The sequence below is a fragment of the Nonomuraea sp. C10 genome, assembly GCF_008017515.1.
In the GTDB taxonomy this organism is placed as follows: Bacteria; Actinomycetota; Actinomycetes; order Streptosporangiales; family Streptosporangiaceae; genus Nonomuraea; species Nonomuraea ferruginea.
Window position 1 is genome coordinate 2,247,659 of sequence record NZ_VPFF01000001.1, and the last position, 21,866, is coordinate 2,269,524.

A 21,866-nucleotide genomic window follows, 5' to 3' on the forward strand; every position below is an offset into this window, starting at 1 on the left:
GTCAGCGGCCGCGCCACTCGTCCTCGATCGCGGCGTGGATCACCGAGTCGCGCCAGCCGTCGGGGGCGGCCACGTGGTGGCGCAGGCGACCCTCCTCGACCATGCCCGCCGTCAGCATGGCCAGCTGGGCGGGCAGGTTGGCGGGGGCCCGCGCGCCCCAGATGCGGTGCAGGCCGAGCTGCTTGAAGCCGAAGGTCAGCAGCAGCCGTACCAGGTCGGTGCCCATGCCCCGGCCCCAGTGGTCGGGGCGCAGGCCGAGGCCGATCTCGGCGCAGTGCGGGCGTTCGGCGTCGACGTGCAGCCGCGCGACGCCGATCACGCTCCGGTCGTGGGCGTCGAGCACGGCCAGCGCGTACAGGCGGCGCGGCTTCTCGGCGGCGGCGGCCACCGCCTCCCGCACGACCTCGGCCACCTGCCCGACCGTGCGGGGCGGGAACGGCATGTGTTGGGTGGCCGCCGGATCTCCGTAGATCGCGTGCAGTGGCGCGGCATCCGACTCGGTGACCTCACGAAGCCACAAACGCTCACCTTTGCACACGACCTCGCACATGGGCCGACGGTAACGCTACTTGAGTGATCTCTACAAGCCCTTGTCAAGTGGCCAGTTGACTGCCGTAAGCGCGGGCGACAAGTTCGGCGATCATGCTGTGCGCGCCGATCGGCTCCGCGTGGCCGGCGCCGATCGCCTCCGCCGCGCGTCGCCCCAGGTCAGCCGGGGCCTCGTGGCCGATCACACACGGCGAGAGCGCCAGCCGCTGGGCGCCGGCCGCGCGCAGCCGGTCCGCGGCCACGGCGACTCCGGGCTCGCTGTCAAGCGAGGCGGCCACCACCGGGAGCGTCAGCCGGGAGGCCAGCAGCACCGCGGTCGCCTGTGCCGCGTGCACGGCCTGCTCGCCACCGGTCGTGCCGAGGATGACCGCGTCGACGGGGCTGTGGACGTTGAGCAGGCGCACCCGGTCGGCCCTGGCCAGGCCGCGTTCGGCCAGCTTGATGTGGAGCGCCTCGGCCAGCAGCGGGTGCGGGCCGAGCGCGCCCGTCACGACGGCGCCCGAGCCGCTGTCGGCGACGGCCCGGCCGATCTGGCCGAGGACGGCCGGATCGTCCCAGGTGAGCAGGGGCACCACGATCGCGTCCCGGCCCTCCGGCAGCGCCGGGGCCAGCTCGTCCACGGTGGTGAGCCGTACCTCGATCTGGGGGTTGTCGACGCGCACCACGGCGGCGATGTCCGCCGCCACGCCGGTGGCGCTGCCGGGCGCGGCGAGCACGAGTACGGGCGCGTCCGGCGGGAGGGACGTGGGGACCGGCCGCCGGTGCCGGCCGCCGCCCGGGCGGGGGGAACGTTCACGTACAGGGAGGCTCACAGGCGCGCAGTTTATGCGTAAACGGTCGATCAGGTTCTGGGAATCGGCGGCGATTGCGTTACAACGTGCGAAATGGTGACCGAGATCACATCGTGACGCTCGTGGGCGTTGACTTGCGCGCGTTCAGCAGCAAACTGTGGATCTACTAGAAACGCGTTCTAGAGCGACCCTTTGTCCCGCTCGTGCCCCGGAGGTTGGGGATGAAGCCGTTCTACGTCCGCGAGCTCAGCGTCTATCCCGTCGGCGCCCGCCGCGTCCGCCTGCTCGCCATCGCGGTGCTCGCCAGCCTGGTGGCGAACTTCGAGACCACGATCGCCACCATCCTGCCGCTGCTGATGACCGACCTCGGCATGTCGCTGGAGGAGTACGGGCTCATCGCGGCGCTCTCGGTGCTGGTGGGCGGGGTGTCCGCCGGGTTCGGCGGCATCCTGTCGGACCGGTGGGGCCGGGTCGCCATCCTGGTGCCCACGCTCACCGTCACCGCCGCCTGCAACTTCCTGCTCGCCACCGTCGACTCGGTGAGCGGGCTGCTCGCGGTCCGCTGCCTGATGCTGTTCATCGAGGGCGCGGGCATCACCATCACCGCCTCGCTGGTGCGCGACTTCTCGCCCCGGATGGGACGGGCGCAGGCGTTCGCGTTCTGGACCTGGGGCCCGGTCGGCGCCTCGTTCCTGGCCTCCGCGCTGGCGAGCCTGACGCTGCCGCTGTTCGGCAACGCCTGGCAGTCGCAGGCCATCCTCATGGGCGTCGTCTCGCTCACCCTCTGCGCGATCATCATCTGGCAGATCGCCGAGCCGTCCGCCGCGCTGCGGGCCCAGGTCATGGACGCCGAGGCGGAGGTGAGCGCCGAGGAGAAGATCGACCCGGGCAAGCTGAGAGAGCTGTTCCGGCACCCGCACCTGTGGGCGCACGTGCTCGGCAACACCGGCTGGCAGGTGCTCTACTGGACCTTCGCCATCTTCGGCCAGACGATCCTGGTCACCGCGTTCGGCATGGCCGCGGCGGCCGCCAACGGCGTGGTCGCGCTCGGCATCGTGCTCAACGCGCTGGCCGTCATCGCGGTCGGCCGGATCTCCGACCGGCTGCGGCTGCGCAAGCCGTTCACCGCCGCCGGGACCGTGCTGACCATCGCCGCGCTGGCCTACTTCATCGGCCTGGTCGGCGCCGGCGCCTCGGCCACCCACGTGGTGGTCGTGTACGCGATGCTGTTCCTGGCCCTGGGCATCGCGTACGTGCCGTGGATGGCCAACTTCTCCGAGAACGCCGAGGACGTGGACGCCCGCCTGCAGGGCTCCGCGCTCGGGCTGTGGGGGATGGTCGTCCGCGTCATGATCGTGGCGATGCTGGTGGTCTCGCCGCAGGTCGTCGCCGCGGCCGGCTGGGAGACGTGGCTGATGGTCGGGCTGGGCGGCCAGGTGCTGTTCCTGCTGACCCTGGCCGCCTTCAAGGGCCCGTGGCTCACCCGTGCCCCTGTTCCGGGCGAGCCCCGGGCCTAGCGGGTGGGCACGACGACCGCGTCCTGGTTCCCCGGGGCGTAGACGGTGATGCCCTGGGGGAGTGACTTCAGCTTGTCGATCTCGGCGCAGGCGGGGCACTTGTCGTAGCCGTCCTGCCTGGCCTGGTTGGCCCTGGCCTCCGCCTCGGCCTGCGCCACCCTCGCCTGCGCCTCGGAGACGGCGGCGCCGGCCGCCAGCGAGCGGTCCACCGACTTCTGCACCTCGGCCGGGAGCGTGATCCGCGACAGCGAGAAGGTCATGCCGGTGAAGAACGCGCCGCCGAGCGTGCGCGGCAGGTCGCGGGCGAGCGCGGCGTTCACCCCGTCCTGCACCGCCCTGATGTTCGTGTTGCTGTCGCGCGGCTTCAGCGCCGAGCTCTCCAGCAGTGCGCACGACGGCACCAGCTCGGCGCAGCGCCGGGCGCCCACCTCGGTGCGGAGCGCGTTGTCGATCACCGGCCGGACCGCCTGGCCGAAGAACGCGGTCCACCCCTCGTCGCCCTCCCACGCGTACAGGAAGGAGTCGTCCTGGCCGCGGAAGGTACGGGTGCCGTACTTGTCGTCGAAGGTCTTCAGCGTCGCCGGATCCAGGTTGAGCGTGAAGTACAGGGTGCCCTCGACGCCCAGGTTCACGCCGTCGCCGCTGGGCACCGTCACCACGTCCACGCCCAGCGTGGTGGCGCGCCTGGCGTCCGCGGTGATCGTGTAGAAGCGCTGCTGCGCCGGGTACGGGTGCACCGACGACCACAGGCCGGCCCAGGTCAGGCCGGAGCCCGGCGGGATGACCGCGCGCACCTGGTTGTCGTCGAACCAGCCGCCGTCGCGGACCACGGCCACCTCGCCGGCGTCGGTCCTCTCCAGGCCCCCGACGAGTCCGACGAGCGTCGGCACGCAGATCAGCGCGGCGATCACGAGCAGGGCGGTTCGCATGGTCGTCCTTCCCCCCGCGGGCGGCGGTGGCAGCCGCCGCCCGCGGCTCTCGCGGCAACTCCAGGAGGGGCGGTCTCAGGTGCGCTGCGGCATCGGCTCGGCGGCCAGGTCCAGGTCCCGCGTCTCCGGCGCGATGGCCAGGCCCAGGGCGGTGATCGCCAGCGCGATCACCACGTACACCGACACCGCGAGCGTGGTGCCGAACGTGTCGACGAGCTTGATCGCGATGACCGGGGCGAGCGCGCCGCCCGCGATGCCGGCCACCTGGTAGCCCATCGAGGCCCCGCTGTAGCGCAGCCGGGTGCTGAACAGCTCGGCGATGAACGCCGCCTGCGGCCCGTACATCGCCGCGTGGGTGACGAGCGCGACCACGGCGGCCACGATGATCAGGAACGTGGACCGGGTCTCCAGCAGCGGGAAGAACGCGAACACCCAGACCGCGGCGCCCACGACGCCGGCGAAGTACACGGGGCGCCTCCCGTACCGGTCCGACAGCGAGCCGAACAGCGGGATCAGCCCGAGCTGCAGCGCCGAGGCGATCAGCACCGCGTTCAGCCCCACCTGCCGATCCAGGCCCAGCGGGCCGGTCAGGTAGACCAGGATGTACGCGGTGAAGGTGTAGAAGGCGACGTCCACGCCGATCCGGGCGGTGAAGGCCGACAGCAGCGCGCGCGGGTGCGTGCGCAGCACCTCCAGCAGCGGCATCCGCGCCTTGGCGCCCTTCTGCTCGACCTCGGCGAACAGCGGCGACTCGGTGATCTTCAGGCGCACCCACAGGCCGACGAGGACCAGCAGCCCCGACAGCAGGAACGGCACCCGCCAGCCCCACGACATGAAGGCGGCGTCGGGGAGCGTGAACGACAGGATCGCGAGCAGGCCGGTGGCCAGCACGTATCCCGCCGGGACGCCGACCTGGGGCCAGCTCGCGTTGAATCCGCGGCGGCGCGGGTCGCCGTGCTCCAGCGACATGATCACGGCGCCGCCCCACTCGCCGCCGAGCCCCAGCCCCTGCACGAACCGGAGCGTGGCGAGCATGACAGGCGCCAGCACGCCCAGCGTGTCGTATCCGGGCAGCACGCCGATGAGGAACGTCGAGACGCCCATCACGAGCAGCGTCACGACCAGGACCGTCTTGCGCCCGGTGCGGTCGCCGAAGTGGCCGAACACGATCCCGCCCAGCGGCCGGGCGACGAACGCCACCGCGTTCGTGGTCAGGGCCAGCAGGGTCGCGTTCAGCGGGTCGAAGGTAGGGAAGAACAGCTTGCCGAAGACCAGCGTGGCGGCGGTCGTGTACAGGAAGAAGTCGTACCACTCCAGCGATGTGCCGATCAGGCTGGCGAGGATCACCCGCCGGGATTGGGGGGTGGAGCCGGACATCGATCGCTCCTTCGTTCAGAGGGTCACCGTTTCAACGTAAGGATCGTTGAACGATTCGACAAGAGGTTTGTTCGATGATTTCCTGTTGCCTGTGGACGACGCAGTAGCCGGCCTCGCACAAGACCGATCCCGCCTCGGGCGCAGCAGCACCGCCGAGCGGGTCGCCGACATCCTGCGCGACCGGATCATCGAAGGCCTCTTCATGCCCGGCCAGCGCCTGTCGGAGGAGTCGATCTGCGAGGCCCTCGGCGTCTCGCGCAACACGCTGCGCGAGGCGTTCCGGCTGCTCAGCCACGAACGGCTGCTCGACCACCGGCTCAACAGGGGCGTGTTCGTCCGCGTGCTGTCGGCCGAGGACGTCTCCGACCTCTACCGCGTGCGCCGGGTGCTCGAAGGCGCGGCCGTCCGCCGCCCCCCGACGCCGCAGGCGCTGGCGCAGATCAGCGAGGCGATGACCGACGCCGAGCGGGCCGCCGAGGCCGGCGACTGGCGGGCCGTCGGCACCGCCAACATCCGCTACCACCAGGCCCTCGTCACCCTCAACCAGAGCCCCAGGCTCGACGAGGCGATGCGCCAGCTCCTCGCCGAGCTGCGCCTGGTCTTCCACGTGATGGAGAACCCGCGCGACTTCCACGAGCCGTTCCTCGACCGCAACCGCGAGCTGCTCAAGCTCATCGAGGCCGGCGAGCCCGACCGCGCCGCCGCCTACCTCGACGGCTATCTCGACCACGCCGAGCAGCTCCTGCTCCGCGCCTACGAGCCGAACCGCTAACGTTCCCGGCTATGGACAGGCTCTTCTCCGTCGCCGAGGCGCGCTCGCTGATGCCGCGGATCCTCGCCGAGGCCCGCGAGCTCGTCGCCGCCCGCGCCGACCTCGCCGAGATCACCTACGACCGCGACACCGGCGGCGTCTCCCCGCTCGGCGGGCTGCCCGAGATCAAGGGCATCGAGGCGGGCATGCAGGAGATCCTGTCCCGCTGGGCCGGCCTCGGCCTGGAGGTGAAGGGCATCGCGCCCGTGCTGCTCGACTTCCCCGCCGTGCTCGACGGCGCGTCCGTACGGCTGTGCTGGATCGAGGGTGAGCCGGAGCTGGGCTGGTACCACCGCTCGGAGCTCGGCTTCCCCGGCCGCCGGCCGTTGCCCCGAACGTGACGCATCCGTGATCCGCGGGTGCGGCCCGCCGGTTGTCCAAGTGAGCATGAGAATCTGCTCGGCGACCGCCGCCCTCCTGGCGTCCGCGGTCCTCGGCGGGGTCGCCTGGGCGCCCGCCGCGCACGCCCGGCCCGCTCAGGTGGGCCTGGCGTGGATCCCCACCTGTACGGAGAGATCCGGCATCACGGTCCCGTGTCCCACCTGGCGGCTGCTCGCCCCCGGCGGCGGCGTGACCACCAGCTCCGCCGTCGCCGGGGTCAGCGTCGACCGGCGCGGCAGGAGCACCGGCGAGGCCGCCCCGCTCGCCGTCAGCGCCGACGGCCGGTCCGTCGCCCACCAGCGGTCCGGCGACCACCGCCTGGTCGTGTGGCACCTGCCCAGCGGCCGCCGCACCCTGCTGCCCAGGTCGCTGCTGCCCAAGGGCGCCGGCACCGACCTGGTCTCGCTCACCCTGTCGCCCGCCGGCGACCGGGTGCTGGTCGACTACCTCGACCAGGCCGAGCGCGTGCCCACCAAGCTCTACACCCTCGCCACCCGCCGGACCTCCGACTTGCGCGGGGGAGACACCCCGATCGGCTTCAGCCCCGGCGGCGACCGGGTGCTCACCGAGCGCGTCACCGCCGACAACACCACCGCGCTCGTCGTGCACGAGCCCGACGGCACCTCCGTCAGGCGCACGCCGCCGCAGGTCGTGGCCAACGCGCCGGTCAAGGCGCTGGCCCGCGACGGGCGGACCGTCGCGGTCGTCGTCTCCGGCCACCCCGAACGCGGCAAACCGCCCAGGCTGCGCCTGTACGACCTGGCGACCGGCAAGCTGACCGAGGGCGTGGACCTCGCGCTCGCCCCCGGCGACACCCCGTTCACCGCCCGGTGGGGCGAGGGCGGCAAGCTCACGGTCGCCGTGCCCGGGAGAGGGAAGGGCGGCACGGCGGTGGTCCGGGTGCTCACCGCCGATCCCGCGACCGGCGCCGTCAAGCAGACCGAGCGCTACACGACCGGCAAGGACCCCTACTTCTACACCGTCGCGGGAGAGTGACATGAAGGTCATCCTGCTGACCGCCGCCTTGCTGGCCGTGCCCCTGACCATGCCCCTGACCGCGCCGGCCCACGCCGCGCCGCACCACGACGCCGTCCGCTACGCCTCCATCAAGGGCTGCGACAGGGGCGACGACGGCCGGCTGCCCTGCGGCCCGTGGCGGCTGGTCATGCACAGCGGCGAGCAGCGCGTCCTGGCCGACGCGCAGACCGTCGCGCTCAAGGCCGACGGCAAGCCCTACAAGTACCTCCCCGCGCCCGTCGCGGTCAGCGGCGACGGCACGAAGGTCGCGTACTTCGCGAAGAACTCCCACCGCCTCGCCGTCCGCACCCTCGGCGGCGGCGTCACCCGGCTGCCGGCCGGCGCGGTGCCCCGGGTGCCGCAGTACGAGGTCGGGCTCGTCCTGTCCGACGACGGCGGCCGGCTCGCCGTCACGATCGGCACCGGCCAGGTGCGGATCTTCGGCACCTCCGACGGCGCCCGCCTCGGCACGCTCCCGCGCGGCGAGACCCTGGTGGACTTCAGCGGCGACGGCGGCGAGGTCCTCACCACCGTCGACGCCGACGAGTCCGTGACGGACGTCGTGGTCCGCGCCGACACCGGCGAGCTCGTCTCCCGCGCCACCCCGCCGCAGCTCGTCTCCGCCAACATGCCGCTCGCCCTGGCCGCCGACGGGCGCACCGCCGCCGCGTTCGTCGCCGGCAAGTCCCAGCTCGTGCTGTACGACGTCGAGACCGACCAGGTGCTCGGCCGGGTCCCGGTCAAGCTGCCCAAGGGCGACCTCAACGCCATCGACTGGACCGGCGACCGGCAGGTCACGCTCCACCTCACCACCCAGGCCGGCCGGACGAGCGTCGTCCAGATCGACACCGGGACCGGCGCGGTCAGGCTCAGGGACCGCTACACGGTGCTGAAGGACTCGCTCGTGGTCGCCGCCTGCGGCGGCTGACCCCCTACGCTCGGGAACGTGGAGGATCACTCGACCAAGGCGATCGCGGCCAGGGCCGTCGACCTGTGCACGGTCCTGCTGTACGAGGACGCGACGGCGGAGTCGGTGGCCCGGGTGCTGCGCGCCCACGGGGAGCGGGGGCCGCTCGACCTCACCGGGGCCGACGTGCGGGCGATGCGGGAGGCGGCAGGGCGGCTCGTCGAGGTCCTCGCCGCGCCCGGCCCCGGCGCGGCGGCGGCCCTGCTGAACGGCCTCCTGGCGACCGCCGCCGGGCCGCCCCGCCTGACCAGCCACGACGGCACGACCGGCTGGCACGTGCACGTCGACGGCCACGACGACGCGCCCTGGGGCGAATGGTTCCAGGCGTCCTCGGCGATGGCCTTCGCCGTCCTCCTGGCCGACCACCAGCGCGTCCCCGGCGGCCTGTGCGCGTCGGCGACCTGCCGCCGCCCCTTCCTGCACGCGGGCGGCGGCAGCCCTCGCCGCTACTGCACACCACGCTGCGCCACCCGCGAACGCGTAGCCGCCTACCGCTCCACCCGCCCAGCTTGATCACCCGACTGTGTTTCTTCGTCAGGACCGTACGGCGTAGGTCCTTCCAGGGCCGACCGGGGGAGCGAGAGCAGACCGTACGCCGCCACGGCCAGAAGCTGGACGCCCGCCCCCGCGAGCAGCGCGGCTCCCGGGGACAAGGCCACCAGCGGCCCCGCCAGCGCCGAACCCGCCGCGAACGAAGTGATCTTCAAGCTGGCCCCGGTCGTGAACACCTGGCCGCGCACCCGCTCAGGCGCCTCCCGGTGCCGCACCGCGAACAGCGCCGTGAGCTGCGGCCCCTCACCCACGCCCACCACCACAGCGGCCACCACCGCCACCGCGAACGCCCCCGCCACCGCCGCCACCAGCGTCCCCATCCCGATCAACAGGGTGGACACGACCATCACCGTGTCCCACCCCATCCCCGCCCGCGCGACCCCGGCACTGCCTTGCCGTCCCGCCCGGAGAGGCCGCCACCGCACCCCCGCCCGCGCGATCACGGCGTTGGCCGCCAGGGCCGCTCCCGCCGTCACCGCCAGCAGGAGCGCCCCGTACCCGGCGTCGCCCGCGAGCCGCAGGCCCAGCAGCGGCGCGGCCACGATCAGCATGGCCAGACCCGCCATCGACACCATGGACGTCACGGTCGCCCGCCGAAGCGCCCGGTTCCCCGCGATGGCGCGGAACCCGGCCGCGAGCTCCTCCCGGACCGCCCCCGGCTTCCCGAGCCTCTCCTCCCGCGCCGGCAGCACCCGGGCCGCGGGCAGGGCCGCCACCAGCAGCACCACGCCGGCCACGACGGCCGCCTCTCCTCCCGCGGCGGTCGCGATCACCCCCACCAGCGCAGGCCCGGCCAGCGCGGCCACGTTGTAGCTCATCGCGTCCAGCGCGTTCGCCCGCGGCAGCCTCCCGGCCCCGACGACCAACGGCAGCTGCGCCGTCCACCCACCGTTCAGCGAAGGCCCCAGCAACCCCGTCAGCACCGCCACCCCGATCAGCGCCGCGTCCGGCAGCCGCCCCAGCCCGGCCAGCACCACGAGCAGCCCCGCGCCGTAACCCACCAGGCACCACCCGAGCACCCGCCCCGGCCTGCGGGTACGGTCGAGCACCACGCCCAGCAGCGGCCCCCCGGCCGCCGCCGACACGGTCAGCCCCGCCAGCAGCGACGACGCCAGCACCGGCGACCCGGTGACAGCCAGCCCGGCGACCAGCAGCGCGGGCCCGGACATCTCGTCGCCGGTACGGGAGGCGAGGGCGCCGAGCATGTAACGTGTCAACACTCAGGAGACGTTACACCGGCGCGCTCAGGCCGTGCTGGTGATCACCGCGAACCGCGCCCCGTGCGGATCGGACAGGTAGGCGATCCGCCCCACCCCCGGCACGTCGTCCACCGGCGTGCGCACCGTGCCGCCGAGCTCCTGGCACCTGGCCACCACCCCGTCGCAGTCGGGCACCTCGAAGAACGGCACCCAGTGGGCCCGGTCACCCGGCGGCAGCCCCACCAGCCCCGCCATCGACGAGTCGGCGCCGCCCTCGGCCGGCGAGACCACCGGGTAGGTCAGATCTCCCATGTCGACGTCGTCGAACCGCCAGCCGAACACCGACCGGTAGAAGCCGCGGATGCCGTCGGTGTCGGGCACGAACAGCTCGGCCCAGGCGAACGACCCCGGATCGGTCACCACGTCGAGACCGCGCGTGCCACCCGGCTGCCAGGCCGCGAACTCCGCCCCCGCGGGGTCGGTGAACTGCGCCATCCGCCCCTGCCCCTCGATGTCGAACGGCTGGGCGCGGACCAGCCCACCGGCCAGCTCGACCGCCTTGGCGGTGGCGTCGCAGTCAGGCGTCTGGAAGTACACCATCCAGGACGCGGCGGCCCCTTCCTCCATCACCGACCCGGCCGCGGCGACCGTCTTGCCGTCGGCCTGCCAGAAGCCGTATCCCTCCATCGCCGGCTGGAACCGCCAGCCGAACAGGTCGCTGTAGAAGCCGGCGGTCGCCTCGATGTCGGGGCTGCCGACATCGACCCAGCACGGGCTGCCCGGCAGGAACTCAGTGGTGAGCATGACGTGCTCCTCGATCGGATGTGGCGGCCCCGCTGCGGCCCGGGACGACGCCACGCGATTCTTCTCGTCCTTCATGCCCCGCCCGCGGGATCCGGCACAGTCGAAAACATGTTTGAACGATCACCTACACTCGGTGGTATGGCGGCTGTTTACCAAGCATCTCTGCTGAGCCTGAACGAGGAACTCGCCGTGGGGCCGCTCGGCTCGACGGTCCGCCGCGTCCCTCTCGACCGGGGCGCCTGGGTCGACGTGCGGCCGGGCTGGCTGTCGGGAGCCGACGAGCTGTTCGAGCGGCTGGCCGAGTCGGTGCCGTGGCGGGCCGAGCGGCGCAAGATGTACGACCGCGTCGTCGACGTGCCGCGGCTGCTGAAGTTCTACGACGAGGGCGAGACGCTGCCGCACCCGGTGCTCGCCGACGCCAGGCGCGTCCTCGACGAGCACTACCGCGAGGAGCTGGGCGAGCCGTTCGCCACGGCCGGCCTGTGCTACTACCGCGACGGCCGCGACAGCGTGGCCTGGCACGGCGACACCATCGGCCGCGGCGCCGCCCACGACACGATGGTGGCGATCCTGTCCGTGGGCTACGCGCGCCCCCTGCTGCTCCGCCCGCGCGGCGGCGGCTCGTCACTCCGCTACGACCTGGGTCACGGCGACCTCATCGTGATGGGCGGCAGCTGCCAGCGCACGTGGGAACACGCCGTCCCCAAGACCACCCGCCCGGCGGGCCCGCGCATCAGCATCCAGTTCCGCCCCCGCGGCGTCCGCTGACGGCCCGGGTCACCGGCCCGCGTGAGCCGCGCGGCCGCGGCCCACTCGCCCGCCATGAGGGCATGCCCGGCCGAACCCGTCGTCACGCGACGGCCGCCGCGTAGATGAGTGCGCCGTCGCGGGTGAAGGGCACCTGCGTGCCGTTGAGGACCACTTCGGTGGCGTGCGATGCGTCGATCGCGATGGCTCGCGCCCGGTCGGTGCTCGCGGTCAGGCCCGTGCCGTCGATGCGGACGGTTCCGTCCGCGCTGATGCGCACGGCGAGGTCGGCCACTTCGGCCGGGGACTCGACCAGGGTCTGGCCGTCACGTTCGACGGATGTGCCGTGGACCATGACGATGGTCCGGCCGGTGGCGCCGTTCTCCGTGTAGAACATCTTCCCGTCGTAGGTGTAGGGCCCGAACGAGCGCGAGGGCTGGCTGGACCACGACTTGTAGTAGACCGCGTCGCCGCGCGCGCCGAGGTCCAGGCTCAGCGCGGTCGCCCGGTACGGCGAGGTGCCGCTGACCGGGAGCCGCTCCACCGCCGCCGCCGGGTCCGCCGCTCCTCTGGAGGGCAGCAGGAGGGTGTCGAAGGTCGTCCCGCCCTCGGCCGTCTTGACGTACGACGCGTACTTGGCGTTCTCCACCCGGTACATGTACGGCGCGTGGTGGCCGTCCCGCAGCGAGGCGCTGATCTGGCCCGGGTCGGCGGGTAGGACGCTGATGTTCGGACCCGTGCCGTCGAAGGCCGTGGTCGCGACCTTCGATCCGGATCGGAGAGCGGGGCCGGCCTCCGCGCCGAAGTGCCAGTTCTGCTCGTAGCGGTGTGCCGCGCCGTCGGTGGGCTTCAGCCGGTCGGAGACGAGCCAGAGGCCCGAGTGCAGGGCCAGGACGGATCGCTCGTGGCGCGCGCCGCCGGAGGCTTCGGTGTGGGCGCCGATCCGGTCGAAGACCGGGTTGGTGACCAGGTGAGTGATCGCTCCCGGAGCCTTCGAATCCTGTGCCTGGTTGTCGATCTCGATGGTGTTGTGCGCCTCTGTGCTGAACCGCAGCCATTGCGCGCGCGGGTCAGAACTGTAGGTGTATGTCCCCATGTCGGGCAGCAGAGCCCTGCCGTACGCGTAGGCGGTGACCGCCAGTTCGTCCGTGTGGCTGTGGTTGCCCCGGTCGATGTTGAGCCGCAGGTGGGAGTCGTCGCGGCTCCAGCCGGACCTGGACACCGCCACCCGGGTGTCGGGATACAGCGACGAGGTGTGCGCGGGCTTCCGCCCCGAGGCGCCGGAGGTGCCGACGTAGATCAGCTCCTGGTCGCCCAGCAGTTCGCCCAGCCGTCTCAGCGTCGAGCGGATGTCCCTGCTCTCGCCGTCGCCGTACCCGGGCCCGTAGCCGTTCGGGTAGGTCTGATCCATCAGGAAACGGCCCAGCTTGCGCAGCTTGGCCTTGGTGGCGTCGCTGAACTCGATCCCGTGCGGCCGCATGAACAGGGCGATGTCCACGTACTGCGAGGCGTAGGAGCGGGCGTAGCCGTCTGTCGCCTCCCAGTAGCCGCCGTCGGGGTAGGTCGAGTCGTCGAGTTGCGACCCCAGGAAGTCGACCGCGTTGCCGCGCCACCCCGTGGCCGCGCGGAACTCCGGGAAGTACACCGCGGCGTGCAGCAACGTGACCTTCTGCGTCTGCTTCCAGTTCGGCGCGCCCTGGACGCTCTCTTGCAGGTGCATGCCCGCCCGGTTGAACGCCTTGAGGATTTCGGCGTTGGCCTCGGCCGTCAGCGACGGGCTCTTGCGCAGGATCTCGTACGCCGGAATCCAGTTCTGGATGCGGCGGGCCACGGAGAGGCTGTTCGGGTACGAGCCCGCGCCCTCGTCGGAGTCGTAGGTGTCGGCGTCCTCGATGAAGTCGGTCATCAGGCCGATGAGGGCGCGGGCGTGCTTCTCGTCACCGGTCCGCTGATAGGCGGTGGCGAGTGGCCCGGCGAAGGAGAAGCGGGGGAGCTGGACGTGGTACTCCTTGTCGGCGCCGGCCGGCTTCTTCCAGTCGAAGCCGCCCGGGTCACCCTCCCAGGAGTACGTGTACTGCACGGTGTTGGACCAGGTGCGGGTGTCCTCGTCGAAGGATTCGCCGTTGCCGAACAGCATGACCTGCTTACTGGCGTCCGCCCTGGCGGTCAGCGTCAGCTCGGCCTTCTTCACCTCGGGCAGGCCGTCGAGGTCGAACTGCAGGTAGGCCTTGCGGGTGGCGGCCGTGAACGGGCCCGCGCCCTGGTCGCTGACCTGCAGCAGGTACTTGTCGCCGTACACGTTGCCGGGATGGCCCGCCCAGATGTGGGTGTCGTCCGTCGGGTGGAGGCTCTTCGCCGAGCCGTCGGCGAAGGTCAAGCGCAGGGTGGGCTTGCCGGAGCCTTTGCTCCTGCTGTGGAAGTGCGCGACGACCGGGTCCTTGTACCGGCTCATCAGGAAGAATCCGCTCCGGCCACCGGTGACGCTGCTCGTCACGTCGGTCGTCACCGTCGTCTCCGCCGTGCCGATCGTCAGCGTCCTGATGTAGACCTCGCCGCCGTCAAGCGTCCAGATGTGGTCCGGGGTCAGCTCCACGGCTCCCGGCCAGTCCGGGTGGGAGAAGCTGCCCGCCGATATCCCTGGACGTGTCCGGAAATAGTCGAGCAACCGCTGTTTTGCCAGGCCGTAGTCACCCGCCTTGACCGCGTTCTGCATGGCCGTCAGGCCCGGATGGCTGTAGGACAACCGCGATCCGACGTCCCAGGCGCCATCCAGCCACCGTCCGAAGAAGCCTACGTCCGACAGGGCCTTCGCCCCGGCCTGCGGACCTGTCACGAGCATGGGAGCAGCCAGGATCAGGAGGGCGAGACCTCTGATCCAGCGATCGTTGCGAGACACCCGCGCAAGCTTAGGAACGCCCGGTATGTCTACGGTATGCCGAGGCGATCACCTGGAACGGCGAAGCGCTGGACGCATGCCGAACCCGCGACTTCGTGGAGATGGTGGACGATACTGGGATTGAACCAGTGACCTCTTCCGTGTCAGGGAAGCGCTCTCCCGCTGAGCTAATCGTCCGTCGAGGTGGAGACGGGATTTGAACCCGCGTGCACGGCTTTGCAGGCCGCTGCCTCGCCTCTCGGCCACTCCACCGGGCAACCTGTCCGAGCGGAAGACGGGATTCGAACCCGCGACCCTCACCTTGGCAAGGTGATGCTCTACCACTGAGCCACTTCCGCGTTGCCCGACTACTCTAGCGAATTTCCCGCCGCCCCGCCTCACCCGTGCGAATACCGCTTCCCGCCGGACCTGCGCTACAACTTCAAGGATGAAGATTGGGCCGATCGAGGTGTGGCCGCCGGTGGTGCTGGCGCCGATGGCGGGCATCACGAACGCGCCGTTCCGGGTGCTCTGCCGCGAGCAGGGCGGCGGGTTGTTCGTGTGCGAGATGATCACCTCCCGCGCCCTGGTGGAGCGGAACGCCAAGACCATGAAGATGATCCGCTTCGCCGAGCCGGAGCGGCCCAGGAGCCTCCAGCTCTACGGGGTCGACCCGGTGACGGTGGGCCGGGCGGTCAAGATGGTCGCCGAGGAAGACCTGGCCGACCACGTCGACCTCAACTTCGGCTGCCCCGTACCCAAGGTCACCAGGCGGGGCGGCGGCTCAGCGCTCCCGTACAAGCGCAACCTGCTGCGGCGGATCCTGCGTGCGGCGGTGGCGAACGCGGGACCGCTGCCCGTCACCATGAAGATGCGGACCGGCATCGACGACGACCACCTCACCTACCTCGACGCCGGCCGCATCGCGGCCGAGGAGGGCGTCGCGGCGGTGGCGCTGCACGCGCGCACCGCGCTCCAGCACTACGGCGGGACGGCCGACTGGGACGCCATCGCCCGGCTCAAGGAGGCGGTGCCCGACATCCCGGTGCTGGGCAACGGCGACATCTGGTCCGCCGACGACGCGCTGCGGATGGTCGCCCGTACGGGATGCGACGGCGTGGTCGTGGGCCGCGGCTGCCTCGGCAGGCCGTGGCTGTTCAGGGATCTGCGGAGTGCGTTCGACGGGAGCGCCGAGCGGGCCAGGCCGTCACTCGGCGAGGTGGCGCGGACGATGGCCAGGCACGCCACGATGATGGTCGAGGCGTTCGACACCGAGCGCTACGCCATCGCCAACTTCCGCAAGCACATCGGCTGGTATCTCAAGGGCTTCACCGTGGGCGCCGAGGCGCGGCGGCGGGTGACGACGGCGGACTCGCTCGACGAGCTGCGCGCCGGGCTGGCCGAGCTGGACCCTGACCAGCCGTGGCCGCCGCACACCGACACGCCGCGCGGCAAGTCCGGCGAGCGGACCAAGGTCCACCTGCCTGAAGGCTGGCTCGACGACGCCTGGGACACCGTCGTCCCCGAGGACGCCGAGTCCGACGTCTCCGGCGGCTGAGCAAGCGGGCTGCAAGAATCCCTGCATCGGCGGCTCGTACCATCGGGGACCATGATCTCCATACTCCTGTTAGCCGCAGCGGTCGCCATTCCCGACGGTTTCATGCTGTACGAGAAGGCGGCCGCCAAGAAGGATGACAACCCCGAGCACAGCTGGGCGGTGAGCGGTCGGACCGCCGCGCGGCTCGTCGTCAACCCGTGTGACAGGGCCACGCTCGCCCGGTCCGGCCGGAAGGCCGCCAAGACCCTCATCTACACGGCCGTGCCCGACTACTCGAAGTCCGAGCAGGTGATCCTCTACACCTCGAAGGCCGGGGCCGAGAAGGCGATGCGGGACATCCGTTCCGCGGTCTCCGCCTGCGGCACCAAGAGCTACCGGTTCACGGGCAAGCGGGTGAAGCTCGGCGACGAGTCGATCGCCGTCACCGGCCAGGCCTACAGCGGCAGGCGGGTGGCCATCGGCGGCGAGCGCGGCATCGTGACGCGGCGCGCGAACGCGCTGGTGATCTACACAGTCGCGGGGGAGTGGAGCAAGCCCGCCACCTCGGACTTCAAGATGCAGATCAAGGACAGCAAGAAGATGCTGGGCAAGATCTGCAGGATTGCCGCCTGCTGAGAGGCCCGGAAGGCGAAATGTCACGATCTTGGGACATTGTCATGACGAGACGCCGAACATCGTGAAGCGATTATGAATTAACAGGCGTGTGCCGGAATGCCCTTGCCAGTCCATTCCGGCACACGGCTTTTTCTTTCCCCGCCGGGAGCCGGGGCTGCTCTTCGCGGGGGCCAGCCCAGGACCCCGGGGAGAGAGTCTCCCTCCGTGAAAACGCCGAAACATCCCCTTAACGCGGGAGATGTACCGTCAATCGGCGAGCGGAGGGGGCGGCAAAAATGGAGATCGTGGTCGACGACCTCACCGGCGACGAGATCGCCAAATTCCTGGACGAGCACGTCAGAGAGATGTTGTCCACCACGCCGCCCGAGAGCAAACACGCCCTCGACCTCGACGGCCTGCGCCGCCCCGAGATCACGTTCTGGTCCGTGTGGGACGACGGCACGCTGGTCGGCTGCGGCGCGATCAAGCGGCTCGACCCCGGACACGCCGAGCTCAAGTCCATGCGCACCGCCACCGCCCGCAAGCGCGGTGGCGTGGCGTCCTTCCTGCTCGCCCACATCATCGCCGAGGCGGAGCGGATGGGGATCCGGCGGCTGAGCCTCGAAACCGGCTCCGCCGAGTTCTACCTGCCGGCGCGGCGGCTGTACGAGAAATTCGGCTTCACCTTCTGCGAGCCGTTCGCGGACTACCGCCCCGACCCCAACAGCGTGTTCATGACGAGGGCGCTGACTTCCTAGAGCCGGTTGAGCCCCTGCACGTGGATGACGGCGTGGCCCTCCTCGTCGGACGCCGTCAGGTCGACCTGGGCGTCGATGCCCCAGTCGCCGTCGCCCGCGGGGTCCTTCACCGTCTGGCGGACCTTCCACACGCCGGGCTCCTCCTCGATGCGCAGCAGCGCCGGCCCGCGGGCGTCGGCGTCGGTGAGGATCTCCTCGTGCTCGTCGTAGTAGGCGTCGAGCGCGGCGCCCCAGTCGACGTCGGGAGCGAGCTCCTCCAGCTCCGCCTCCTTCTCCAGCGCGCACAGCTCGGCGAGCCGGAACATGGCGTTGCGCACCAGCACCCGGAACGCCCGAGGGTTGCCGGTGACCGGGCGCACCTTGGTCTCCAGCTGGTCGCGCCGCTCCAGCGCCTCGCCGGGGTTGGCGAGCTTCTCCCACTCGTCGATCAGGCTGGAGTCGACCTGGCGCACCAGCTCGCCGAGCCACTCGATCAGGTCGACGAACTCCTCGGTCTTCAGGTGCTCGGGGACGGTACGCGAGAGCGTGCGGTAGGCGTCGGCCAGGTAGCGCAGCACGGTGCCCTCGGAGCGGGCCAGCTCGTAGAACTGGATGTACTCGCTGAACGTCATCGCCCGCTCGTACAGGTCGCGGACCACGGACTTGGGGCTGACGGTGTAGTCGCCGACCCACGGGTGGCCGCGCCGGTAGGTCTCGTACGCGCCGAGCAGCAGGTCCTCCAGCGGCATCGGGTACATGATCTCGGCGAGCGCCTCCATGCGCTCCTCGTACTCGACGCCGTCGGCCTTCATCTCGGCGACGGCCTCGCCGCGCGCCTTCTTCAGCTGGGCCGACAGGATCTGGCGCGGGTCGTCCAGGATGGACTCGACGATCGACACCATGTCGAGGGCGTAACCGGGCGACTCGCGGTCGAGCAGCTCGAAGGCGGCCAGCGCGAACGTCGACAGCGCCTGGTTGAGCGCGAAGTCCTCCTGCAGCTCGATGGTCAGCCGGGCGCGGCGGCCCTGCTCGTCGGGCTCGCGGAGCTGCTCGACGACGCCGCCGGCCAGCAGCGACCGGTAGATCGCGATGGCCTGGCTGATGTGCCGCCGCTGCCACTTGCGGTCTTCGTGGTTGTCGGTCAGCAGGTGCTTCATCGCCTGGAAGCAGTCGCCGGGCCGGTTGATGACGGCCAGCAGCATCGCGTTGCTCACCTTGAACCGGGACTGGAGCGGCTCGGGCTCGGCCTGCTGGAGCTTCTGGAACGTCTCCTCGCTCCAGCCGACGAACCCCTCCGGCGGCTTCTTGCGGGCGTAGCCGCGCCGCCGCTTCGGGTCGTCGCCGATCTTGGCCAGCGCGCGGGCGTTCTCGATGTCGTGCTCGGGGGCCTGGCAGGCGACGTAACCGATGGTGTCGAACCCGGCGCGGCCCGCCCGGCCGGCGATCTGGTGGAACTCGCGGGCGCGCAGCCGCCGCACCTTGTTGCCGTCGTACTTGGACAGCGCGGTGAACAGCACCGTGCGGATCGGCACGTTGACGCCGACGCCGAGCGTGTCGGTGCCGCAGATGACCTTGAGCAGCCCTGCCTGGGCCAGCCGCTCGACCAGCCGCCGGTACTTGGGCAGCATGCCCGCGTGGTGGACGCCGATGCCGTGGCGGACCAGCCTCGACAGGGCGCGGCCGAAGCGCGTGGTGAACCGGAAGCCGCCGATCATCGTGGCGATCGCTTCCTTCTCGGCCTTGGTGCACATGTTGATGCTCATCAGCGACTGGGCCCGCTCCATGGCGGCCGCCTGCGTGAAGTGGACCACGTAGACGGGGGCCTGGGAGGTGGACAGCATCTCCTCGAGCGTCTCGTGCAGCGGTGTCATCCGGTAGGAGTAGACCAGCGGGACGGGCCGCTCGGCGTTCTTGACCACGGCCGTCGGGCGGCCGGTGCGCCGGGTCAGGTCGCGCTCGAACATGGACACGTCGCCGAGCGTCGCCGACATCAGGACGAACTGCACGTGCGGCAGCTCCAGCAGCGGCACCTGCCAGGCCCAGCCGCGGTCGGGCTCGGCGTAGAAGTGGAACTCGTCCATCACCACCTGGCCGATGTCGGCCCTGGCGCCGTCGCGCAGCGCCACGTTGGCCAGGATCTCGGCGGTGCAGCAGATGATCGGCGCGCCCGGGTTGACGCTGGCGTCGCCGGTCATCATGCCGACGTTCTCGGTGCCGAAGACGGCGCACAGGTCGAAGAACTTCTCCGACACCAGCGCCTTGATGGGCGCGGTGTAGAAGGTCCGCTGGTCGCGGGTCAGGGCGGTGAAGTGGGCGCCAGCGGCGACCAGGCTCTTGCCGGAGCCGGTGGGGGTGGCCAGGATCAGGTTGCTGCCCGAGACCACCTCGATCAGCGCCTCCTCCTGGGCGGGATAGAGCGTGAGCCCCCTCTCGGCGTTCCAGGAGGCGAACGCTTCGTAGATGGTGTCGGGATCGGCGTCGATCTCGTCGGGCAGGCGGTCGATGAGAAGGCTCACACCTCTATCCTGCCGAAGTCTGCGGGATGCTAGGACCCCAGGCCGAGTTGGAGCAGCGTGGTGTCGATCCAGCGGCCGTGTTTGAACCCCACCCGGCGCAGCCGGCCCGCCTCCACGAACCCGAAGGCGGCGTGCAGGTTGAGCGACGCCGTCTCGTCGCCGCTGCCCGCGACGACCGCGACGAGCTGGTGTGCGCCGGCCTGCCGGGCGGCGGCGATCAGCTCGGCCAGCAGCATCCCGCCGAGCCCGCGCCCGGTCGCCCCGGGCGCGAGGTAGACGGTGTCCTCCAGCGTGTGCCGGTAGGCGGGCTTGGGCCGGTAGCGGGTTGCGTAGGCGAACCCGAGCACCTCGCCGTCCTCCTCGGCCACCAGGAACGGCAGCCCCGCCCCGGTGATCGCCGCCGCCTTCGCCCGCCACTCGTCCACGGTCGGCGGCGTCTCGTCGAAGGTGGCGACGGTCTCGGTGACGTAGTGGGCGTAGACCGCGGCGACGGCGGGCAGATCGGACTCGACCGGCGGGCGGATGGTCGTCATGGCGTGTCATTCTGCCCCGGCGAGATGACGGTCGCGTTTCGGCGCGCTCACCCTCGTCAGCCACAGCCCGCCCGCGATCGCCGCGACCGCCGCCACCGGCGCCGCCCCCGGCGCGAACCCCGCGACGGTCAGCGTCAGCAGCCCGCCGCCGACCAGCGCGGCCGCCGCCAGCGCGATGCCCCAGCCGGCGATCCCGTACGCGAACGCGGGCGGCTCCTCGTACCGGGCGAACCACCGCATCAGCGGCCACAGCACCAGGCACAGCAGCCCGAACCAGAGCGGCCACCCCGCGAACCAGTCCCCGCCGCCGGGTTCGGGCGTGGGCACGCCCAGCCCCACCACGACCACGCCCGTCACCGCGAACAGCGCTGGCATGTGCCACAGGTACGCGGTCATCATCCGCGGCCCCGCCCAGGCGAGCAGGCGGCGCAGCGGCAGCCGCAGGATCCGCTCCCGCAGCAGGACGGCCAGCCCCACCTGCCCGAACCCGACGGCCATGATCGGCAGCGTGGGCGGCGCCATGTTCGAGGTCTCGGCGCCGGGCAGCCCGATCATGCTGCCCGGGTACGGGCCGAACGCGACCAGCAGCGCCGCCGCCCCGTACCCGCAGGCCGCCATCAGGCCCGGCCGCGCCAGCCGCCCGTCCGCGTACAGGAACCCGAGCTGGTGCACCGCCAGCCACACGAAGAGCACGTTCAGGTAGCCGGCCGCGTCGATCCCGGACGCGAACCGGGCCACGTCCGTTAGTACCGCCCCGGCGGCCAGCGCCATCGGCACGCGCGCACCGTACCGCTCGTGCAGGTCCAGCAGGTACGGGGTCGCGACCACGGCGATCAGGTAGACGGCGAGGAACCACAGCAGCTGGCCCGTCAGCCGGGCCCCCACCTGCAGCGGCTGCTCGGGCACGCCCAGCGCGAGCAGCAGGTGCGGCAGCGGGATCCAGACCGCGGCCAGCGGCAGCAGCGGCCAGGCCAGCCGCCGGAGCCGGCCCGTCAGCCAGCGCGGCCCGCCGGCGGCGGAACGGCGGAAGCTGATCGCGTTCGCCGCCCCGCCCGCGAAGAACACCAGCGGCATCACCTGGCTGATCCACGTCACCACCCACACGCCCGGCGTGGCCAGCGCGTTGCCGGTGGTCAGCCGGGCGCCGTCGAAGCCGAGCACCGGGATGGTCCAGTGCTGCAGCACCACCAGCGCCATGCCGAGCACCCGCAGGACGTCGATGAACGGATCGCGTGCGGCGGGCGGCGCGGTGCGCGGCCGCTCCAGCAGGACGGTCATCGGGGATGCCTCGATTCATCGGGGGAACGATGGGTTCAAGGCTTCCGTCGGCGGCTCCCGGGCACACTGACGCGCGCCACCGTCTTCCGGGCAGGCCGGCAGGACCGCCGGGGGTAGGGCTGTCCCCACCCCCT

20 protein-coding genes and 3 tRNA genes are annotated in these 21,866 nt (G+C 71.6%); 10 read left to right on the plus strand and 13 right to left on the minus strand.

Annotation, left to right across the window (positions count from 1 at the left end; translation table 11 throughout):
• Window position 1: 1 nt before the first annotated feature.
• A complete protein-coding gene (locus tag FR742_RS10060; RefSeq protein WP_261808455.1) occupies window positions 2–520 on the minus strand; it encodes a GNAT family N-acetyltransferase in 519 nt (172 codons plus the stop codon).
• Between the two features lie 73 nt (window positions 521–593).
• Window positions 594–1,361, minus strand: a complete 768-nt coding sequence (locus FR742_RS10065) for a sirohydrochlorin chelatase (RefSeq protein ID WP_148030703.1) — start codon at window positions 1,359–1,361, stop codon at window positions 594–596.
• A gap of 200 nt (window positions 1,362–1,561) precedes the next feature.
• On the opposite strand from FR742_RS10065, the gene FR742_RS10070 reads away from it, so the two are divergent.
• A complete protein-coding gene (locus tag FR742_RS10070; RefSeq protein ID WP_148030704.1) occupies window positions 1,562–2,857 on the plus strand; it encodes an MFS transporter in 1,296 nt (431 codons plus the stop codon).
• Here the strand turns inward: FR742_RS10070 and FR742_RS10075 are convergent.
• Both FR742_RS10075 and FR742_RS10080 read right to left on the minus strand, forming a co-directional pair.
• Window positions 2,854–3,786, minus strand: a complete 933-nt coding sequence (locus FR742_RS10075) for an SPFH domain-containing protein (RefSeq protein WP_148030705.1) — start codon at window positions 3,784–3,786, stop codon at window positions 2,854–2,856. The two genes, FR742_RS10070 and FR742_RS10075, sit on opposite strands and share 4 nt — an antisense overlap.
• Window positions 3,787–3,861: 75 nt before the next feature.
• The gene (locus FR742_RS10080; RefSeq protein WP_148030706.1) at window positions 3,862–5,163 is read right to left on the minus strand and encodes an MFS transporter; all 1,302 of its coding nucleotides are present in this window, start codon (window positions 5,161–5,163) and stop codon (window positions 3,862–3,864) included.
• A 91-nt stretch (window positions 5,164–5,254) separates the two neighbouring features.
• Between FR742_RS10080 and FR742_RS10085 the strand changes: the two genes are divergently transcribed.
• From FR742_RS10085 to FR742_RS10105, 5 genes are read left to right on the plus strand one after another with little or no spacing between them, the layout of a single operon-like run.
• Window positions 5,255–5,935, plus strand: coding sequence for a GntR family transcriptional regulator (locus FR742_RS10085; RefSeq protein WP_315970604.1), 681 nt, complete (start codon window positions 5,255–5,257; stop codon window positions 5,933–5,935).
• An 11-nt stretch (window positions 5,936–5,946) separates the two neighbouring features.
• Window positions 5,947–6,315, plus strand: a complete 369-nt coding sequence (locus tag FR742_RS10090) for a DUF2203 domain-containing protein (protein ID WP_148030708.1) — start codon at window positions 5,947–5,949, stop codon at window positions 6,313–6,315.
• A 40-nt stretch (window positions 6,316–6,355) separates the two neighbouring features.
• The gene (locus FR742_RS10095; protein WP_222708881.1) at window positions 6,356–7,351 is read left to right on the plus strand and encodes a hypothetical protein; all 996 of its coding nucleotides are present in this window, start codon (window positions 6,356–6,358) and stop codon (window positions 7,349–7,351) included.
• Window position 7,352: 1 nt separating this feature from the next.
• Window positions 7,353–8,300, plus strand: coding sequence for a hypothetical protein (locus FR742_RS10100; RefSeq protein WP_148030710.1), 948 nt, complete (start codon window positions 7,353–7,355; stop codon window positions 8,298–8,300).
• A gap of 18 nt (window positions 8,301–8,318) precedes the next feature.
• Entirely contained in the window at window positions 8,319–8,852 is a 534-nt protein-coding gene (locus tag FR742_RS10105) for a CGNR zinc finger domain-containing protein (RefSeq protein WP_148030711.1), read from the plus strand.
• Here FR742_RS10105 and FR742_RS10110 read toward each other — a convergent pair.
• Window positions 8,828–10,111, minus strand: a complete 1,284-nt coding sequence (locus tag FR742_RS10110) for an MFS transporter (protein WP_261808456.1) — start codon at window positions 10,109–10,111, stop codon at window positions 8,828–8,830. The two genes, FR742_RS10105 and FR742_RS10110, sit on opposite strands and share 25 nt — an antisense overlap.
• 24 nt (window positions 10,112–10,135) lie before the next feature.
• Window positions 10,136–10,894, minus strand: a complete 759-nt coding sequence (locus tag FR742_RS10115) for a VOC family protein (protein WP_148030712.1) — start codon at window positions 10,892–10,894, stop codon at window positions 10,136–10,138.
• A 138-nt stretch (window positions 10,895–11,032) separates the two neighbouring features.
• Between FR742_RS10115 and FR742_RS10120 the strand changes: the two genes are divergently transcribed.
• Entirely contained in the window at window positions 11,033–11,662 is a 630-nt protein-coding gene (locus tag FR742_RS10120; protein ID WP_148030713.1) for an alpha-ketoglutarate-dependent dioxygenase AlkB, read from the plus strand.
• 82 nt (window positions 11,663–11,744) lie between these two features.
• On the opposite strand, the gene FR742_RS10125 is transcribed toward FR742_RS10120, so the two are convergent.
• The 4 genes from FR742_RS10125 to FR742_RS10140 all read right to left on the minus strand — a co-directional run bounded on the left by FR742_RS10125 (window position 11,745) and on the right by FR742_RS10140 (window position 14,875).
• Entirely contained in the window at window positions 11,745–14,537 is a 2,793-nt protein-coding gene (locus tag FR742_RS10125) for a heparinase II/III family protein (RefSeq protein WP_148030714.1), read from the minus strand.
• A gap of 102 nt (window positions 14,538–14,639) precedes the next feature.
• A tRNA-Val gene (locus tag FR742_RS10130) sits at window positions 14,640–14,714 on the minus strand.
• Window positions 14,715–14,718: 4 nt separating this feature from the next.
• Window positions 14,719–14,789: transfer RNA gene (locus FR742_RS10135), tRNA-Cys, on the minus strand.
• 14 nt (window positions 14,790–14,803) lie between these two features.
• Window positions 14,804–14,875 (minus strand) — tRNA-Gly (locus FR742_RS10140).
• A gap of 89 nt (window positions 14,876–14,964) precedes the next feature.
• Here FR742_RS10140 and dusB point away from each other — a divergent pair.
• The 3 genes from dusB (at window position 14,965) to FR742_RS10155 (ending at window position 17,426) form a co-directional block, all read left to right on the plus strand.
• Entirely contained in the window at window positions 14,965–16,074 is a 1,110-nt protein-coding gene (dusB, locus tag FR742_RS10145) for a tRNA dihydrouridine synthase DusB (RefSeq protein WP_148030715.1), read from the plus strand.
• Window positions 16,075–16,125: 51 nt separating this feature from the next.
• Window positions 16,126–16,689 (plus strand): hypothetical protein, encoded by a 564-nt coding sequence (locus FR742_RS10150; protein WP_148030716.1) that lies wholly within the window; start codon window positions 16,126–16,128, stop codon window positions 16,687–16,689.
• 275 nt (window positions 16,690–16,964) lie between these two features.
• Window positions 16,965–17,426, plus strand: coding sequence for a GNAT family N-acetyltransferase (locus FR742_RS10155; RefSeq protein WP_148030717.1), 462 nt, complete (start codon window positions 16,965–16,967; stop codon window positions 17,424–17,426).
• Here the strand turns inward: FR742_RS10155 and FR742_RS10160 are convergent.
• Genes FR742_RS10160 through FR742_RS10170 form a run of 3 tightly spaced genes read right to left on the minus strand, consistent with a single transcriptional unit; the run spans window position 17,423 to window position 21,732 of the window.
• Window positions 17,423–19,921, minus strand: a complete 2,499-nt coding sequence (locus tag FR742_RS10160) for an RNA helicase (RefSeq protein WP_148030718.1) — start codon at window positions 19,919–19,921, stop codon at window positions 17,423–17,425. The genes FR742_RS10155 and FR742_RS10160 overlap by 4 nt on opposite strands.
• Window positions 19,922–19,950: 29 nt before the next feature.
• The gene (locus FR742_RS10165) at window positions 19,951–20,454 is read right to left on the minus strand and encodes a GNAT family N-acetyltransferase (protein ID WP_148030719.1); all 504 of its coding nucleotides are present in this window, start codon (window positions 20,452–20,454) and stop codon (window positions 19,951–19,953) included.
• A gap of 6 nt (window positions 20,455–20,460) precedes the next feature.
• Window positions 20,461–21,732, minus strand: coding sequence for an acyltransferase (locus FR742_RS10170; protein WP_148030720.1), 1,272 nt, complete (start codon window positions 21,730–21,732; stop codon window positions 20,461–20,463).
• Window positions 21,733–21,866 lie beyond the last annotated feature (134 nt).